This is a genomic window from Fulvivirga aurantia (assembly GCF_009711475.1).
GTDB lineage: Bacteria > Bacteroidota > Bacteroidia > Cytophagales > Cyclobacteriaceae > Fulvivirga > Fulvivirga aurantia.
In genome coordinates this window covers 1-17,856 of record NZ_SMMD01000919.1, presented here as the reverse complement: position 1 = coordinate 17,856, position 17,856 = coordinate 1, and the positions used below count along the sequence as shown (strand labels likewise).

20 protein-coding genes and 1 pseudogene are annotated in these 17,856 nt (G+C 39.1%); 8 read left to right on the top strand and 13 right to left on the bottom strand.

What is annotated here, in order from left to right:
* Window positions 1–217: 217 nt before the first annotated feature.
* The 7 genes from E1176_RS17035 to E1176_RS17005 form a co-directional block, all read right to left on the bottom strand.
* Window positions 218–1,123: a hypothetical protein gene (locus tag E1176_RS17035; RefSeq protein WP_155212251.1), complete on the bottom strand. Its 906-nt coding sequence runs from the start codon at window positions 1,121–1,123 to the stop codon at window positions 218–220.
* Entirely contained in the window at window positions 1,123–1,632 is a 510-nt protein-coding gene (locus E1176_RS17030; RefSeq protein ID WP_155212250.1) for a DMP19 family protein, read from the bottom strand. Before E1176_RS17030 ends, E1176_RS17035 begins: the two co-directional genes overlap by 1 nt.
* A gap of 130 nt (window positions 1,633–1,762) precedes the next feature.
* On the bottom strand, window positions 1,763–2,251 hold the full coding sequence (gene paaD / locus E1176_RS17025; protein WP_155212249.1) for a 1,2-phenylacetyl-CoA epoxidase subunit PaaD: 489 nt from the start codon (window positions 2,249–2,251) through the stop codon (window positions 1,763–1,765).
* 112 nt (window positions 2,252–2,363) lie between these two features.
* A complete protein-coding gene (paaC, locus tag E1176_RS17020) occupies window positions 2,364–3,113 on the bottom strand; it encodes a 1,2-phenylacetyl-CoA epoxidase subunit PaaC (RefSeq protein WP_155212248.1) in 750 nt (249 codons plus the stop codon).
* Window positions 3,113–3,724: a phenylacetic acid degradation b gene (locus E1176_RS17015; RefSeq protein ID WP_155212247.1), complete on the bottom strand. Its 612-nt coding sequence runs from the start codon at window positions 3,722–3,724 to the stop codon at window positions 3,113–3,115. The genes paaC and E1176_RS17015 overlap by 1 nt, the downstream gene beginning before the upstream one ends.
* A gap of 236 nt (window positions 3,725–3,960) precedes the next feature.
* A complete protein-coding gene (gene paaA / locus E1176_RS17010; RefSeq protein WP_155212246.1) occupies window positions 3,961–4,947 on the bottom strand; it encodes a 1,2-phenylacetyl-CoA epoxidase subunit PaaA in 987 nt (328 codons plus the stop codon).
* Between the two features lie 43 nt (window positions 4,948–4,990).
* The gene (locus tag E1176_RS17005) at window positions 4,991–5,575 is read right to left on the bottom strand and encodes a TetR/AcrR family transcriptional regulator (protein WP_155212244.1); all 585 of its coding nucleotides are present in this window, start codon (window positions 5,573–5,575) and stop codon (window positions 4,991–4,993) included.
* Between the two features lie 63 nt (window positions 5,576–5,638).
* Here E1176_RS17005 and E1176_RS17000 point away from each other — a divergent pair, with 63 nt between their 5' ends.
* Window positions 5,639–6,145, top strand: coding sequence for a hypothetical protein (locus tag E1176_RS17000; RefSeq protein ID WP_155212242.1), 507 nt, complete (start codon window positions 5,639–5,641; stop codon window positions 6,143–6,145).
* A 3-nt stretch (window positions 6,146–6,148) separates the two neighbouring features.
* Here E1176_RS17000 and E1176_RS16995 read toward each other — a convergent pair whose 3' ends face one another.
* Both E1176_RS16995 and E1176_RS16990 read right to left on the bottom strand, forming a co-directional pair.
* Complete coding sequence (locus tag E1176_RS16995) at window positions 6,149–7,006, bottom strand: DUF4097 family beta strand repeat-containing protein (protein WP_155212240.1); 858 nt, start codon at window positions 7,004–7,006, stop codon at window positions 6,149–6,151.
* Window positions 7,003–7,191, bottom strand: coding sequence for a hypothetical protein (locus tag E1176_RS16990; protein ID WP_155212239.1), 189 nt, complete (start codon window positions 7,189–7,191; stop codon window positions 7,003–7,005). Before E1176_RS16990 ends, E1176_RS16995 begins: the two co-directional genes overlap by 4 nt.
* A 162-nt stretch (window positions 7,192–7,353) precedes the next feature.
* Between E1176_RS16990 and E1176_RS16985 the strand changes: the two genes are divergently transcribed.
* Genes E1176_RS16985 through E1176_RS16975 form a run of 3 tightly spaced genes read left to right on the top strand, consistent with a single transcriptional unit; the run spans window position 7,354 to window position 10,417 of the window.
* A complete protein-coding gene (locus E1176_RS16985; protein WP_155212237.1) occupies window positions 7,354–8,016 on the top strand; it encodes a TIGR04283 family arsenosugar biosynthesis glycosyltransferase in 663 nt (220 codons plus the stop codon).
* A 56-nt stretch (window positions 8,017–8,072) separates the two neighbouring features.
* Window positions 8,073–9,341, top strand: coding sequence for a glycosyltransferase family 4 protein (locus E1176_RS16980; protein WP_155212235.1), 1,269 nt, complete (start codon window positions 8,073–8,075; stop codon window positions 9,339–9,341).
* On the top strand, window positions 9,338–10,417 hold the full coding sequence (locus E1176_RS16975) for a DegT/DnrJ/EryC1/StrS family aminotransferase (protein WP_155212233.1): 1,080 nt from the start codon (window positions 9,338–9,340) through the stop codon (window positions 10,415–10,417). Before E1176_RS16980 ends, E1176_RS16975 begins: the two co-directional genes overlap by 4 nt.
* Here E1176_RS16975 and E1176_RS16970 read toward each other — a convergent pair.
* Window positions 10,401–11,021 (bottom strand): hypothetical protein, encoded by a 621-nt coding sequence (locus E1176_RS16970; RefSeq protein WP_185152863.1) that lies wholly within the window; start codon window positions 11,019–11,021, stop codon window positions 10,401–10,403. The two genes, E1176_RS16975 and E1176_RS16970, sit on opposite strands and share 17 nt — an antisense overlap.
* Window positions 11,022–11,080: 59 nt before the next feature.
* Between E1176_RS16970 and E1176_RS16965 the strand changes: the two genes are divergently transcribed.
* Window positions 11,081–12,277 (top strand): glycosyltransferase family 4 protein, encoded by a 1,197-nt coding sequence (locus E1176_RS16965; RefSeq protein ID WP_155212231.1) that lies wholly within the window; start codon window positions 11,081–11,083, stop codon window positions 12,275–12,277.
* Here E1176_RS16965 and E1176_RS16960 read toward each other — a convergent pair.
* The 3 genes from E1176_RS16960 to ruvC are packed head-to-tail and all read right to left on the bottom strand — an operon-like array spanning window position 12,258 to window position 15,120.
* The gene (locus E1176_RS16960; RefSeq protein WP_155212229.1) at window positions 12,258–13,718 is read right to left on the bottom strand and encodes a lipopolysaccharide biosynthesis protein; all 1,461 of its coding nucleotides are present in this window, start codon (window positions 13,716–13,718) and stop codon (window positions 12,258–12,260) included. The two genes, E1176_RS16965 and E1176_RS16960, sit on opposite strands and share 20 nt — an antisense overlap.
* Before the next feature lie 2 nt (window positions 13,719–13,720).
* Window positions 13,721–14,488 (bottom strand): class I SAM-dependent methyltransferase, encoded by a 768-nt coding sequence (locus tag E1176_RS16955; protein WP_246206114.1) that lies wholly within the window; start codon window positions 14,486–14,488, stop codon window positions 13,721–13,723.
* Window positions 14,489–14,535: 47 nt separating this feature from the next.
* On the bottom strand, window positions 14,536–15,120 hold the full coding sequence (gene ruvC, locus E1176_RS16950; protein WP_155212225.1) for a crossover junction endodeoxyribonuclease RuvC: 585 nt from the start codon (window positions 15,118–15,120) through the stop codon (window positions 14,536–14,538).
* 42 nt (window positions 15,121–15,162) lie between these two features.
* Here ruvC and E1176_RS16945 point away from each other — a divergent pair, with 42 nt between their 5' ends.
* The 3 genes and pseudogenes from E1176_RS16945 to E1176_RS16935 all read left to right on the top strand — a co-directional run.
* Window positions 15,163–16,062, top strand: coding sequence for a lysylphosphatidylglycerol synthase domain-containing protein (locus E1176_RS16945; RefSeq protein WP_222933170.1), 900 nt, complete (start codon window positions 15,163–15,165; stop codon window positions 16,060–16,062).
* Entirely contained in the window at window positions 16,063–17,163 is a 1,101-nt protein-coding gene (locus E1176_RS16940) for a glycosyltransferase (RefSeq protein ID WP_155212221.1), read from the top strand. It abuts the gene before it with no gap.
* Window positions 17,164–17,229: 66 nt separating this feature from the next.
* Window positions 17,230–17,856 (top strand): annotated as a pseudogene (locus E1176_RS16935) (hypothetical protein); the annotation flags it as partial.

Genomic DNA, 17,856 nt, shown 5'->3' with positions numbered 1-17,856 from the left:
TTCACGAGGGGTTGTGCGGCATGAATTGTGTGTATGAGTAATTCTGTGTTTATGTTCAAATAGCACCGACCCAAGGCAAAGCACATTCTCTTCACAGCCTGGCCGAACTTGAGTGAGCCTGAAAAGCTACCAGAAGCTCAAGGAAGAACTACCGAAATAGGAGTAAGCTCTAAACACAGAAGAGCGGTCCTTCGCACGAACCGACCTGAACAGCACTTTAGCGCATGCGATCATTCATCACGTTGGCAAGCGTATCTAGTTCATAAATTTTCCTTTGAATAACTCTTCCATTGTTTTCATAAATGAATTCAGTTCGCTGAGTCATTACATCATCTTGAAAGGTTTCGGATACTTTGTTATTCAGTTCATCAAATTTAGATTGTATTATATGAAAACCATCCGATTCGGTGGCGAGAATAAATTTGATTTCATTACCTGATTCATCGTATTCAAAAACTGAAATGGAAGTTGTGTCCGAATCCACGACAGAAATACTTCGTTGAAGTCGGTTCGAACCATCGTATTCGTGAAAAGTGTATGTTGTATCAAAAGAAACATTCTGAGTGAGCTTCGATTTTAATTTATTTTCTTCGACTGTTATGGTTTTATGGTTAATACCCGAATCGTAATATTCAAATCGTTCAAATTGAATGGTATCAAACCCATTTGTTTTCATTTGTCCATTTACAACCTCTAACTGTGGAATTAGACCTAATGTGTTCGATTTGGTAAGAAGACCTTTTTCAAAATAGTATGAATACTTGCCTCTTAATGTACCATTCACTGAATCTATCTCATGTATTTTATTGCCGTTTATATCATATTGCATAACTCGATGTCGCCATTTCGTGGTGTCACCCATAAATAAATTAAACTTAATTTCTTCAATTAGGAGGGTGTCCTTGAAAGCTTGATAAATTATAGTAGTGTCGGTAACGAGCTCACCTCCTGTATCAAATGTTGAAATCAGAATTTTAGTTAGGTCACCTTGTTGTGGTATATATTGAATTGACTCAGTTCTGACTTGTTTCCATTTCGGCTTATTAGATTCAGAGTCATTATTTGATTTTGAGTTACATGAAACAATAGTCAAAAAGAAGAGAAGGAGAGTTATTTTATTCATTAGGTCTTGCTCTTGTATGCTTGCCAACGCTTGTTGGGCTCAGTTTTTATCCAGTTCGCTAGAAGTTCTTCTAGGTATTCCGTGTTCTCAAGTTTGTAGTATTGTTCATCTAGTTGATCAAGTTCGTCACCAAGTTCATCTGCTACGATGTTGGTCGCAATGTACTTTGAGAATTGATCTGGTGTTAGTTGTTCGCGGTTAACAATCTTAAGGGCTAGTTCCAATAAGTTAGCCGAATTTACAGCTCCAACTGTTCGCAGGACTCTCAGAGTTTCATAACCAAACATCCCATATGAGTTGTCGAAATATTGGATGAAACCTCCGTTCATTACTTGTTGGTTGAGTACTCCAATTAGATACACTGCACGTTCGTTGGCATCCAATTCATCTACAGCATCACTCCATAGTTCGTGGTTCGTCCAGTCCGTTACAGTGTTCCTCAAATGCTCACCTGCAGAATCGTAGAGGTTGTCTATAAGCACGGTGTTTGATATGTTCTCTTGCGACATGCGAGTAATTGAGCCCAACAATCGGCTAAACTACACCGAGTGTTTGATATAACTTAAAATTCAATCCAAAAGTAAGAAATTGCAGCTAAAATTAAATCTTACAAAGGTTTTGTAAATCCGGTTGTACGCTTTACAAAGGCTTAAACTGCTCAAACGTCTCGTGGCAGCTGTCGCAGTGGTGTATAGAGCGGCAGGCTGTAGGGCCGAAAGGGGTTTTAAGTATGGTGTTGTCGCTGCCACAATTAGGGCATTCCACATGCTCAAGTATATCGATATCTACCTGTAGGTTGTGCTTTGGGGGAGGGGCGAGGCCAAAATCATGAAGTGCCTTTCTGCCTTTATCGGTGATCTTATTGGAGTTCCACGATTCTTTAAAGCTGATGTTTACTTCCACATTATCTACACCATGCTTGGTAAGTACGTCAACCACGTCCTGCTTCATGTAGTCCATGGCAGGGCAGCCCACAAATGTGGGAGTCATGTCAACAGTTACCTTATTATCAGTTATGTCAACATTGGTGATTACTCCTAAATCTATCAGAGAAATTACAGGTATCTCAGGATCTTTCACTTCATCCAGCCAATCAAGTACCTGCTCTTTATTTATTACTTCATTCAATTTTGCAAAGGCTTAATTCACTTATTAAAACAAATTAGCGATAGGTTAGTTCCTTGACGCTTCCTTCTAAAATCTAAAATTCCACTTCTTAAATCTAAAATCCCAAATCGTATTACCAGTCAGCGGTAGGGTCGATTTTGAAAACTTCTGACATTTCATCAAGTAACGGTTGGAGGTATTCAGTGTGTTCACCTTTTCTGCCACCTAATTTCGCTTCAGATACTTCTGGCATCTTTAAATCAGTCTGGCCTATTATTTCCTCAACACGAGCCATCCATTTTTCTTTCAGCGCTTCTTCCCCAGGAAAGATACCGTCAGCGATGATGTCGTTTTCGTAAGGAGATTGCTCAAACATGCCCAAAGCATAAGGAAAAAGCTCATTAAAACTGGTTTGTAGCCTACTTTTACTTTCTTCTGTTGCTGTACCTAATTGTTTTATCCATGTTTTGGCATGCATGGTGTGGTAGCGTAACTCGCCTTGTATTTTTTTTGCTAGCAGAGCAAGTGGCTCATAAGATGATTTCGTGAGCATATCAAATCTGATCGCCTCAGCGGTATCGTATAAGAAATGACGCATCAGGCTGAAGTCGTACTCTCCATTGGGTAGCTCCACCATCTGGCAGTTATGAAATTGCTCAGCATTGCGCATAAATGCTACCTGATCTGGCTCACCTTCGCCTATCTCATGCAGTATCTGGTAGATTGCATGGCTTTGGCCTACTTTATCCTGTGCCATAGAAGAAAAAGCGATATCTTCTTCCAGCAATGGGCCCATGCCTGTCCACTCAGAGTTTCTATGGCCTAATATCAACTGATCGTCAGCGATCTTATATAGTAATTCTTTTAGTGCTGTCTGGTTCATTATTTATGCTGTCTTATTTTAAACGCCTTTACCTTGTCTGCGGCTTTATATGCTATGGCATCTCTAAATTTCTTTTCCGGAAGCGTATTCCAAATCACCTTGTCTTCCTCTGATGAAAATAAAATATCATTAGTTTTTACTACCCATACATTATATATCGGTTTATCGCTATTGATAAACTCAGATTTAGCCATGACCAGTGCCTGCTCGGCACTCTGGGCTTCTATGCTACCAATATGCTCATGCTGCTTACCTCTTTTCATAAGGTGAAAAAACTCAAACTCCTGAGCCTCGCCTTGCGCATCGGCATTGTCGGCTACTTTTTCATATACATTTACCGTGTCTTCGGTATATTCAGTAACGAAAACATTGCGCGTATCTACTACAAAAAGACCGCTGCACATAAGTCTGCGACTAAATTGCTCTTTGGCAAAAATAAAAGCCATATCTCTGTTAGGGGCATGTACTGCGCCCTCATGCTTGTATTGCTTGCCTTCTTTGAGCTGTACAAAAACTTCAAATGTTCCGAACTGATCGAGTGGTGCCTTTGGTGATAACGAGGCGTTCTCATCAATATTCAGTCGTGATACTCTAGGGTCTAATGATTCCATGTATAAATTCTTGCGACTTTCTATTTGTTAAAAAAGCCTTAGCGTAAGCTAAGACCTTATATCAGGTAAAAATTGACACCTGCAAAGATGTCATTTTATTGATGGTTATGCAATCGAATGCATTAGATCATTTTTTTGCTATAAGAATAGCAGATGCACCTTTTGGCAGGCCAAAAAAAAGATCGCATTATTAAGTGCGATCCTTTCTTTTATATGATCTTGAAAATTGAGAAATATTAAGCTAATGGAGCGACATACTCTGTCTTCGGTGCAAGTAGGGCTTTTCTCACCCATGCGCCACGCTCTTCGGCAGTTCTTCTTACGGCAAGTCTCTCTTTGTTGCAAGGTCCGTCACCGTTAATTACACGCTTAAATTCTTCCCAATCCGGCTCGGTGTATTCCCAACGGCCGGTGTCTTCGTTTTTCTTCAAATTAGGATCTGGAATGGTTAAACCAAGCTCCCAGATTTTAGGCACGTACATGTCGAGGAATTGATTTCTGCAGTCATCATTACTCGCCATTTTTACTTTCCACTTCATCAACACTTCTGTATGTACAGAAACTTTATCTGGTGGTCCGAAAAAGTGCATCATTGGTCCCCACCACCTGTTAATGGCAGCCTGCATCATTTCTCTCTGCTTTTCAGAACCTGTAGCCATGTGTATCACACAATGGTGTCCATATTTTAGGTGGAAAGACTCTTCTGCACAAATTCTATCTAAAGCTCGGCAATAAGGGCCGTAGCTTCCGCGTGCATTGGCCAACTGGTTTACAATAGCGCCAGCATCTACCAACCAACTGATGAAGCATGAGTCTGCCCATGTAAAAGCAGGGTAATTAAATATGTTGGAGTATTTTGATTTACCGGTGATTAGGTCATCGATCATTGCTTCACGAGGTTTGCCCAAGGTTTCAGCCGCACTGTATAACAACTGTGCGTGACCTACCTCATCCTGAACTTTGGCCATAAGTGCCAACTTTCTTTTAAAGCCAGGTGCTCTGGTTATCCATGTACCCTCAGGTAAAGCTCCGATGATTTCACTGTGCGCATGCTGCTCTATCATTCTGATAAGTTGCTTGCGATACAGCTTAGGCATCCAATCACTAGGTTCGATTTTTTCTCCACGCTCGATGCGCGCTTCAAACTCAGCTAGTTTTTGAGGATCTTCGTTTTCAAGACCTTCAAATTTAGCTGACTCAAAAGTATTTCCTCCTCCGTACATATATCTTGATTTTTGTTATTCAAGTTTACAACAAAATGATCACTTATTTAGTTTTCAAGCCCTCAATCAACATATCGGCCAACTGATTTCCCAGCTCTATGGGGTTAATAATCCCTGAGGGATCGTACCAATTGGGCATCCAGTTTAATGATGAGAAAAGGGTCATCACGGCCAATTTAGTGTCTAATGGTCTGAACTCACCAGCGCTGATGCCGCCCTCTATAATTTTTTTAAACCGATTGATATAATTTATTCTCAGTAATAGAAATCTTTTTAAATGATCGGCACTTAGGTGTCGGTGCTCATTCATAAACACTGCTGATGCCGTAAGGTCTTTGGCCATCACTTCAATATGACCAAGAATTCCCTTTCTTAGCTTCTCGCTAAAGGAGATATCTGCTTCTTCTACACCACTGAGAGAGTCTCTAAAGAGCTCAGCCATCTCGAAACACAGGCTTTGTAGTATTTCTTCTTTCGATTTTATGTGAGAATATAAGCTGGCTGCTTCTATACCCAGGGCCTGGGCAAGATCGCGCATAGAGGTAGCCACGTAGCCTTTATCTTTAAAAAGCTCTGCGGCAGTTCTTATCACCTGCTCTTTTCTGCTTATGTTTTCTACACCCACCATCTTACAAAAATAATGATAATTGTTTTCGGATAAAGTAATTTCTTAGTTTTGACGTACCAATATATGCAATTCAAAAGTCCCGAAGATTTTCACAACAAGTTAGGCTTTATATTTCACGCCATGCTGGCAGTGCCTTTAGCCGTTTTTATTTACTTGTTTTTAGAAATTAAAAACAGAGCTTTCTCACCGGCTTTAGATACCGGTATCGATGATAAGGTAATCATTATTTTATTGGTGGCTATCAGCGTTGCAGATTTGGCGATTGGTTATTATTTGCATAAGCGTAACCTTAAAAACGCCAGGACAATAGATGATTTTCAAAAGAAATTAAAAGCCTATTTCACCAGTTCGTTGGTGTTTTGGTCATTTATTGAGGGGGGTAGTATTTTAATGATTGTGGGCCTTTACCTTACCACGTCTTCAGTATTTATAGTAGGCTATATGTTTCTATTGCTCGTCTTATCGCTAAATAGGCCTACCCCTCAAAAGTATGTGGGCGATTTGCAACTCAATGGCGAGGAGAGAGAAATTATCATTCACAAAAAGCCCTTCGACTCACAGGTCAACTAAAGATTAGTTGCTGTTTATTCTGATAGAAGCATCGTCAACCCGAATTTTCACTAAGGCCGACCCATCACCTAACTTGAGTTCGGTGTGATTATCGTCTTTCTTCATCATGGTAAAGTTGCCAGAGGTATAGAGCCTTGAGTCATCATGATCGATCAAAAAATTGCCACCGCCACTAAGTACACTCAATACAATATCGCCATCATCGGCCTTAAAATAATAAGAACCATCACTGGCCAAACTTGTCTCGATGACCATATCGCCATCATCCATGGTGGCATCAATTTCTGAAAAGGCAGCATTCTTAATATTTACCTCACCTTCATCCTGCCTTATTTTAATAGACCCGGAGCCTCCTCTCATAGAGATATCGGCATCATCCGCATTAAAATCAAAAGATGAACCACCACAGTTATTTAACTCCACATCTCCATCATCCAATTTTAGGGCAATAGACCCTTTGATATTATTAATCAGGTAATCATCATCATCCCCATTAATATCGAGACTAATGCCCAGAGGTACGTCAATATCTATGGTGTACTCTTCACGCACGTAGCCAGCTACACTAAAGTGTGACCCTTCTGATTTTTCATAGATATCCAGATTACCATTTTTCTGTTCTACTTCTATAGAAAAACTCTTGTCTCCCCAAGAGACGCCTTTTGTAGTGATCTTTCTGTAAACTTTCAGCGCTACATTACTTCGGTTGCTTCCTGTAATTTTTACATTGGCATCGTTGGTATTTAAGCTAAGTGTGCCATTGAGGTTTATTTCGTATTCCTTGTTAAGCTTATATTCATCCTGTGCTTGTAGCACAAATGGAAAAAGCAAAGCGATCATTGAGTAGGCCAAAGATTTCATAGTAGTGGAAGTTTGGTTTTAAGTTGGTGGAGTATATTGGTGATTTTTATTTCTACTGGTTGGGGCTCAAAACCTGATAAATCAGGGTAGGATATAGCATATGAGCTGGTACTAAAGATGATTAGTGCTGCAACTATAATTCCCAGAATAATGGTTATGGTTCGTTTGTCGAGATACCGAGGCATGTCGTTTATTTTACAATGTCTGTGCCATTGCTTTTTATCGTTATAAAACCCATATTTTTGCTTAAATGTGATCGATTATGGACTTTTTAACTGTCCGCATTAGAACACACATCACTAAGACTCACGATTTGAACAAATGGTTGCATCGGCACTTTTAAATAAATGATTTCAGTAATTATTCCTGCGCTTAACGAGTCATCCAACTTAAAAAAACTTCTTCCAATATTGATCCGAGAAGACGTAGTTGGGCAAATAATCGTGGTGGATGGTGGTAGTGAAGATGATACACAAAAAATAGCGCGTAAACATGATGTGGATTTTTACGAAAGTAAAATGGGGAGAGCGAGACAGATGAATTTTGGTGCCAAAAAGGCGAAACATGAAGTTTTACTTTTTCTACATGCCGATAGTAATGTATCTCAGGCCGATTTTGCACAAATACCTCGTGTATTAAAAACTTATGATGCCGGTAGTTTTTACTTATCATTTGATTATAAAAACAGGTTATTAGGCTTTTACTCTACTATGAGTAAGCTTAATTTTTCTGTTTTCACATATGGTGATCAGGGTTTATTTATAAAAAGGACGGTTTTTGAAAAACTTAATGGCTTTAGAGAAATCCCAATTATGGAGGATATTGATATGGTAAGGCGAATCAAAAGAAGAGGTTCTTTTGTGAAATTGAATACGCCAATAATATCTTCTTCGAGGCGATTTGTAAAGAATGGCGTGCTCAGACAGCAGTTTCTGAATGTTGCTTTGGTCAGCCTTTATTATATAGGTGTAAATACTAAATATTTGGCCAGGTTTTACCACTATAAATAGAACTTCCTTCCTTTACAAAATTCATTACACATTGATTATTCTATATTTGTGACCACATGAAGAAGGTGCTGATCATAACTTATTACTGGCCTCCAAGTGGCGGAAGTGGCGTACAACGCTGGCTTAAATTTGCTAAATACCTACCACAGTTTGGTTGGCAGCCATACGTATTCACACCAGAAAACCCATCCTTTGAAGTAAAAGATCAAAGCCTTGTAAATGATATACCCAAGGAGGTGGAGGTTTACAAACTGCCTATATGGGAGCCTTATGGTCTGATCAATAAATTTAAAGGTAAAGGCAATCAGCAGAGTGATCTGGTAAAGAAAAAGAAAAAGGGATTGTTGGCTAATGCCTTATTATGGATCAGAGGTAATCTTTTTATACCCGACCCACGCAGATTTTGGGTTAAACCGGCCGCAAAAGTGCTCGAAGATCTCATTTCCTCAAACGGCATCGATGTGATAGTCACCACCGGCCCGCCTCACAGCATGCACCTGATCGGTCTTAAATTAAAAAAGAAGTTAGATATAAAATGGGTGGCCGACTTCAGAGACCCTTGGACACAATGGGGTTTATTAGAAAGTTTTCACATGTCTAAGTTAGCCTGGAGCCGACATCAAAAGTTGGAGCAAAAGGTTCTGCAGCAAGCAGATGAAATCGTGACCGTAAGTAAGTTTTATGCTGAGGGGCTTAAAAAGCTGGCAGGTAAAGATATTGATGTGATTACCAATGGCTTTGACGATGAAGAATTTAAAAGCCAGGAAAAAACAGAACCGGAGAGCTTTATAATACGGCATATTGGTGTGGTTGATGAGCAGCGTAATCCGCGACCTGTGCTTTCTGCTATTAAAAGTCTTGCTCAAAAAGGTATTGATTGTCCGCTTGAGTTTGTCGGAAACGTAAACGAGGCTTTAAAGGAAGAGGTGAAGGCAGATGTTGAGCTTAAAAAACTGGTGAGCTTCAAGCCATATGTGCCACATAGTGAAGTTTTAAGGTTATACCGAGAGTCGGCTGTGCTTTTGAGTTTACCTATGAATGCTGCCAATTCCAAAGGAAATATACCGGGCAAAATCTTTGAATACCTGGCTGCACAGCGCCCTATATTATCGTTGGGAGATCTATCTGGTGATACAGCCCAAATCATCAACCAGACAGGGGCGGGGGTTGCAGTAGCTGAAAATGATATAACAGGGATTGAGAAAGCACTCCTCAAACTTCAGAATGAGTATGAGAGCGGAAATAAAAACGCTGATGCTGACATCAGTGATTTTACCAGAAGAAACCTTACAGAGAAATTAGTCAAGGTATTAGAGAGATCATGAATATTCCATTTCTAGAACTAAAAAGGCATCATCAAGACATTCAGAACGAGTTAAACGCAGTTACTCAAAAAGTAGTTGAGGAAGGATGGTATGTTGGTGGGCCCAGAGTGAAGCAATTTGAAGAAGAGTTTGCTGCTTATCTGGGTGCTCGGCACTGCATAAGCTGCGGCAATGGTACAGATGCCCTTGAATTGGTACTTGAAGCAATGGAAATTGGCCCGGGTGATGAAGTCATAATTCCTTCCTTTACCTGGGTGAGTAATGCAGAAGTCGTGATTAGAGTGGGAGCCAAGCCTGTTTTTGCAGACCTCCCGGCTCATGGATACAACATATCCGCAGAAATGATCGAGCCTCTGATCAACATAAATACAAAGGTGATTATGGCTGTACACCTGTATGGCGTCCCCTGTGACATGCCGGCCATCATGCATTTGGCTAAAAAACATGATATTAAAGTAATCGAAGACTGTGCACAGGCACATGGGGCTCACATAGAAGGACAGAAGGTAGGTACTTTTGGTAATGCCTCGGCTTTTAGCTTTTACCCAACCAAAAACCTTGGTGCATTGGGTGATGGAGGAGCTGTAGTTACAAATGACAATACTTTAAGCGACAAAATCCGCTTACTAGCAGATCATGGTCAACAGGTAAGAGATAAACATCTGACCGTTGGAAGGAATAGTCGATTAGACACATTACAAGCCGCTGTTTTGTCGCTCAAACTCAAACACCTGGACCAATGGAATGCAGAACGTGCACAACTTGCCAATCAGTATCTGGAAGGTTTAAAAGACTGTGATTTAATACTGCCTACATCTAATGAAAGTCGGGTTTTTCATCTATTTACAATTATGTCTAGCAGGAGGGATGCGCTTAAGGAACACTTAAGTGAAAAAGGCATAGCTACAGCCATTCATTACCCTAAGGCTATTCATCAAATTGAAGCCTATCATTCCAATGAGCATTTACCAAGTGCAGAAAAAGCAGCCAGCCAAATTCTTTCGATACCTCTTTTTCCAGGTCTTCGTAAGGAAGAGGTGAGTCGGCTCGTGGAGGAGGTTAGGCGTTTCTTATAAAAGAGGGTAGTTTTTTAATTACGCGTAAGGTTTTGTTTATAAGCGAGTAATCGCTACTGTCAGAGCCGGTATAATTATGGGTTGACTTAAAATCTTCGAGTGCTGCTTCATAATTGCCTTTAGCATCGATTAGCTCCCAGAATTTCTTAAAATCTTTATCTAGATTCTCAAGATGGAAAGTCATGGTTTTAGATTTATCTTTCAGGAAATCGCGAATGTTTGTATTCACATTTTCGGCATAATCAAGGCAGATGTTATACGGATCATCAATGTGGTGCTCCTGATTCTTTAAGATACCGTAAGCATAAGCTCTTACAATGCTAGTTTCTCTATTCCAGCGTTTTTTATAGCTGGCAGCTACTTTTTTCTCATCACGAAGAAGGTGAATATAAATAGCATTGTCACCATATTTTTCACCCAGCCTTCCCAAAAACCAGGAGAGTCTATTGTCTATCTCGATATGGTTATCAGCAAAGTTTAATCTCTCATCACCAAGAAGTTGGCATCTCGACTCATGAGCTGCGGTATAATTTTCGATATGACTACAAGCCCGCTCAAAACTTAAAGATCCCGTCCTGCCTGTGGTTAATACAAATACATTCATTTATTTTACCGCTTGATCAAGCTGCAAATAAAGGTAATTTTCTAATTAACTACTGTTTTATGCGTATAGGAATGATTTTAGATAAAACATTTCCGCCCGATTCCAGGGTAGAAAATGAGGCTATCAGTCTTATTGACGCAGGACATGAAGTATTTTTATTTTGCTTGCATTACGGAGAGGCAAGTGACGAAGAGGTCATTAATGGGATTCAGGTTAGGCGTTATAAGTCAAACAAATTAGAGTATAAACTGTCGGCACTTGCCTACACTATTTCAGCCTATCAAAAATTAATGGCTCCTAAAATCAGAGAATTTTTGATCAACCATGATATTGAAGTCATTCATGTGCATGATATGGCTATTGCTCAGGCGGCTTTTGATGTCAATAAAAAGCTAGGTTTACCCTTGGTTTTAGATTTGCATGAAAACCGACCCGAAATAATGAGGCATTATGGCCATGTAAAGAGTCTGAAGGGCAGGTTGCTCATCAGTCCCGATAAATGGGAGAAAAAACAAGAGGAGTTCGTTGGCCTGGCAGATAAAGTCGTGGTTGTAACTGAAGAAGCTAAGCTGGCTTCGTTAGAATATAAGAATAAAGCCTCAGAAGATATTATAGTTGTACCTAATACCATTCATCCGGAAATATACAACGAGTATCCAGTTGATCAGAAAATAGTTGATAGATTTCGTGACGAATTTATAATTCTGTACCTGGGAGATACCGGCCTCAGGAGAGGAACCGATACAGCTATAAAAGCGATGCCTAAAATTTTAAAGCATATCGATAATGCAAAGCTAGTATTAGTGGGTAATAACAATTCGGAAGATGAAGTATTACGATCTTTGATTACTGAATTGGGCTTGCAAGAAAGTGTAGTCATGGAAGGGTGGCAGGATGTTTCTCTCTTTCCTTCTTATGTAAAATCGGCATCGGTTTGTATTTCTCCATTGAAGCGTAATGCACACCATGATACTACTTTTGCTAATAAAATCTTTCAATACATGGCGGTTGGTAAACCTGTTGTGGTGAGCGACTCTACCGCTCAGGCCAATGTGATTAAACAAGAAAACTGTGGTTTAGTACATCAGGCCGATGATGAAGACGACTTGGCAGCTAAAATTATAGCAATTTATGATGATCCGGAGACAGCTGAAGAAATGGGTCGCAATGGCATGCAGGCTGTGGCAAATAAATGGAACTGGAACCTCACCAGTGCGCAATTAATCAACCTTTACGCTACTTTTTCAAAAGGCTAAAAAGCTTTTCTATCATGGTATTGATATCAAGAGAGAGCTTGGTATAGTAGACCAAGGGTATAAATAGTATGCTAAAAACTGCTGTCCGTACGATGGCATCTACAATGAAAAAGCCCATGACAGGTAATTGATTACTGATTAAAAAAGCTACAAATCCGATTAGTAGACCAATGAGCGATTTAAAACTAAATGGCTGCATTTTAAATCTCGACCATATAAAAATAAGTCTCAATAGATTATAAATAGTGATGGAGCCCAAAGTGGCTAAAGCTGCACCAATAGCCCCATACATAGGAATGAAAATCAGGTTAGAGGTAATTGTCAGAATGAGCAGAGAAAAAGAAAACAATGTTTCTACTTTATAATATTGTGAGTTAATCATGATAAAACCATTGATTCCCATAGCAGAATCAATTACCTGTGTAAGCCCCAACAATAGGAAGATTAAGTAGCTATCGCGAAATTCTTCCGGAAGCAGGTAGAGGATGTTGTTATAATTTAAGAGTATCAGTAAGAAAATACCGCCACTCAAAATCATTTGCGTAATGGATGATTTGGTGTATAGTGAGGCAATCGACTTTAAGTCATTATTTTTAAAAGATTCTGAAACTAATATTTGGGCTGTCCGGGCTATAGAACTTGCCGGCACCCTAATAACCATACCCATATATGCTGCAATCGCATAAAGGCCTACTATCTCCAGTCCTTCGAGGCTACCTAGCATGAGTATGTCTATTTTATTGATTAGAAAAGAGGAGAGGCCTGCTAAAAGAGTGAAAAAGTTAAAACTTCTGATCTGATTGATAAAGCCTTTGTCCTGTTCGTTAAATTGTAACGTGAGTCCGGGGTTATCGATTTTAATTATATATATGAGACTCACCAACGAAATGACGGCATATGAGCAAGCATATAATGCTATAAAAACCTCAAAAGAAAGGATGTCAAAACTGTAAACTATAATTAATGCCATCCAGATTAACCTTAGCACGACATTAGATAAGAATGTCGAAACCGAATTTTTGTATAATGCCCTTAAGTAGGAATCAAATAAATTGTAAAAAACGATAGCGGCACCAAATGGAAGTAGTAAGTAAAAATAGTCAGTAAACAGGGTCGAATTTTCAGTGTAGAAAGATTTGATTGGTGATTGAAAAATCGTGATGATACTCAAAACGATTAAGCTCCCTGCTCCACAAATTAGAGCTCCTAAAGAAAAAACTTTATTCTTAAGAACAGGGTAATATCTTATCACCATGCCCGGTGTGCCCAACTGTGCAAACTGACTAATTATAATTGCTACTGATAGCAGAATTCGTGTTAGACCAAACTGGTCGGGTTCCAATAATCTTGGAAAGAGGACAACCGTATTTACATAACCAAGAATTACGCCTATGTAGTAAATAAAAGTAAAACGGATGCTATGTTTTTTGACAACGCCCAATGTTATTGTCTCTTCTTAAATAAGGCCAGTAAATGACTTTTAGATTTGCCTGTAGTCATGATATTTAGAGTATCAAGCGCAAATGAAATGGGATGAAAACGATACTTCAATTCGTTTTTATGGATACAATGAATACAGAAATGATAATTGACACCCTGATTTTTAATCCAGTAATTAGGTATCCACGAGTCGGCAGGGGTTAGTTTATGTTTAAGTGAGGCCAGACTTTTATGGTAATTTCTCACATTTCCCCCAAACTCTTCTGTAGTAATTACCTCCCAGTTGGGATGAAGGCTTTTAACAGAATTGGTATCAAAGCTTCTTAGATGACCGTTTTTATGATAAAGTTTATGGCAGTTTTTACACTTCACAACCAGCTTGTGTAAAGGCTCCTTATTAGGGATGGTGATTAGAATGTATTTTTTTGACAACCTATCAAATTCGTTCATGGTGCGATTGAATAAATCGTCATCAAGATGCTCGATCATTTCACTGGAAAAGACCATATCAAAAGACTTGTCAGGCTTAGGTATGCTGTCACAAGACGATTTAAGTTTATTCGTTTCTACAAACTTTAACTTTGATTCGTTGATATCAACACCTAAAACATCGTAGTGCTTGCCTAATTCGTTGGTGATTAACCCATTACCACACCCGATGTCAATTACAGTATTTACATCTTCAGGTATTAATTTAAAAAGTTTATCGACCTTGTTTTTATTTCGAATGTCAGTAACTGACTCGTATGATCTGTTTTCGTAATCTACCATCGCCTGCAAAAATCACTTTTTTTACTGATTTTAGAAGAAAAGAACCTCTATTTTACTCTCCCCGGATTATCACTGATAAATGCCTTCCAGCTTTTAGATGACATGGTGATAGTGCCTTTCTGAAAATGATGGCAAACTGCCACCCCCAAAGCGTCTGTTGCATCAAGCATTTTAGGTGCTTCTTTAATATTTAATAAGCTGATCAGCATATTGGCAACTTGCTCTTTGCTGGCATTTCCATTACTGGTTACAGATTGTTTTACTTTCTTAGGCGCATACTCTGTAATCGGAATGTCGCGGGAAAGTGCCGCAGCCATAGCCACGCCCTGCGCCCTGCCTAATTTTAGCATAGACTGTACGTTTTTACCATAAAAAGGAGCTTCTAATGCTACCTCGTCTGGGTGATAGTCGTCAATTATACTCACTACGCGCTCAAAAATCTTCTTGAGCTTTATTTCATGATTTTTGTATTTACTCAAATGTATGACACCAAACTGCAATAAACTGATTTGCTGACCCTTAACCGATATGAGTCCATAACCCATTACACTTGTGCCAGGATCTAGCCCCAGAATTATAGTTTCGCTTTGCTGTTTTTTATCTATTTTGCCCACAATCTGCAATATAGACATATGGGCAGTCATAATAAAAAAACATATCGTTCGATTCTTTTCGTGACTAAACTTGGGGTGGTTATCGGGATTTTACTGTTTGTTTTTTTTAAGTTGAAAGATGAAGATAATTTCAACGAAAAGGTATTAGCAGCTTTTGAGGAAGCTTTCGAAAATAGTAATTACCTATACTTTATATCTGTCATTTTTCTCATGCCTTTTAATTGGTTGCTGGAAGCCAAGAAGTGGCAGGTTTTGGTTAGACCTATTACCAGATTACATATGATGGGTGCGCTTAAGGGAGTCCTGGCAGGTTTAAGTGTTGGTTTTATTACCCCCCATGGTATTGGTACTTATATCGGTAGAGTATTGCTAATCACTTCAGCTGAGCGATCAAAGTTGGTAGGGTCAGTACTGCTTGGCCGCCTATTACAAATGTCAGCTACATTAATCTTTGGTAGCCTTGGGGTCTATGTGCTGTTAGGGAGTTCTTTTTTGAGTATGTACCTGATTTTACTTAGCTCTCTATTAATCACAGGCATTGCTCTACTCAAATTAAAATTTAAGACAGGCTGGAAATGGCTTAACAAACTGATTTATTACATAGACATTATATCTACTTACAAAGTGAAGGATTTCCTTAATGTTTTTTCCTTATCAATAGTTAGATATCTGGTTTTTACACTTCAGTTTTTTCTGGTGTTATCGATGTTTGTAGAGCTTGATGCCCTAATTAAGCTTGCGGGGGTAACCTGGATTTTTCTGGCTAAATCAATTTTGCCTACTTTTAACTTTCTTAGTGATTTAGGCGTGAGAGAGGTGTCGGCAATCTATTACTTTGATAACTTTCAAGTGCCCCTTATTCCCGTTTTGGCTGCCAGCCTTTTGCTGTGGCTGATCAATATTTTACTGCCTACATTAATAGGCACACCTTTAGTTATGAAGCTCAAAGTCGATCGCTAAATGTCAGTTCTGTTAGCTATACTCCTTGCTTATTGTGGCTTTGTGATGTTATTGATCTATGGCTGGTTTAGCACCTCATCTCCCAACATCAAAGGAATTGAGCCAAAGCTATTTTACAGCATTATCATTCCATTTCGTAATGAAGCCGACAACCTAAAAGCATTGATTGCTTCTCTTGATCGATTAAACTTTCCGAAAGAAAATTATGAAGTTATTCTGGTTAATGATCACTCTACTGATACATGGCAGCATGTATTGAAAGACATAGACAGGCCTAATCTCAAATTGATAAATGCAACTGAAGGTGAAGGAAAGAAGGCTGCAATTAATACAGGCATTGATTTGGCTAAAGGTGAAGTCATCGTCACTACCGATGCTGATTGTAAGGTGCCATCTAGCTGGCTTCATATTTACAGCTATTACTTTGAAGTAAAAAATCTTGAAATGGTGTTTGGTGCTGTCGCATTTGCTAAACCACAATCATTTTTTCAAAAAATGCAACAGGTTGAGTTTGCCAGTCTCATAGGTAGCGGTGCTTCCACTCTTAGATTAGGACTACCAAGCATGTGTAATGGGGCTAATTTGGCTTTCACCAAAAAAGCTTTCAATCAAGTTGGTGGGTATAACGACAACCTGGATCAGCCCAGTGGTGACGATGAGTTTTTAATGCATAAAATCTATCGTCATTATAAAGGAAAAGTAGCGTTCTTAAAACAAGATAGTGCAGCTGTACTTACCACAGCACAACATACTTGGAAAGACTTTTACAACCAACGTAAGCGATGGGCCAGTAAGTGGAAGGCCTATAAAAGCATAAAAAACAGTTTATTGGCAGCAACAGTATTTGCGTTTAATGTTTCGATCATTTGGGCTTACATAAGTCTAATTGTCACTCCTCATGAGTTGATCATTGTCTTTTTATTTTTAAAGCTACTGGCCGAAGGGATATTTCTTAAATCGGTGATGAATACTTCTGGGCCAAAGTTTTCATTCCCGGCCTTTATTTTTCTTCAGATTACCTACCCGTTTTATGTTGTACTATTCGGTTTGACTGCTAACTTTGGTCACTACAATTGGAAGGGCAGAAAGCACAGGCTTTAATAATCCCAAATAAAATATTATATTGAATAAGCACGTCTGGAGGGTGATGAAGCGTGTAAAATTGATATGGAGACACTTTCTTTACAAAATAAATACAACATAAAAGAGCTGGAGCTTAATGCATTGCTTGAGATTACTCAGGCAATCAATAACAACCTCCCTGAAAGTTCTCTGTATAAAATTTATGACTTTACGCTCCGAGCAAATCTTAAAATTAAGAAGCTCGCACTTTATGTGCTAGATGAAGAGTGGGAGTGCAAAGTAAACTACGGCACCGACATGGACTGTTTTGCCACCTTGCTTGAGGATCAGTTTTTGGGTTATAAAGGGGTGACGAAAATTAATGGAGAGTCCGAAGCTTTCAATGAATTTGATTTCGTAATTCCCGTTACACATAAATCTTCATTGTTGTCACTGGTTTTTGTAGGCGATATTGAAGAGGAGGAGGAAGATGCCAAAAAGAGTAGTATGCGCTTTATTCAGGCGCTCAGTAATATTATAATTGTTGCTATTGAGAATAAAAAACTCGCCAGGCAACAGCTGGAGCAAGAAGCCTTGAGAAAGGAAATTGAAATTGCCAGTGATGTACAGCAGTTTCTGTTTCCGGAAAACCTACCCAACGGCCTGCGACTAAAAATAGAGGCCAGCTACTTACCACACGATAGGGTAGGAGGGGATTATTATGATTACATA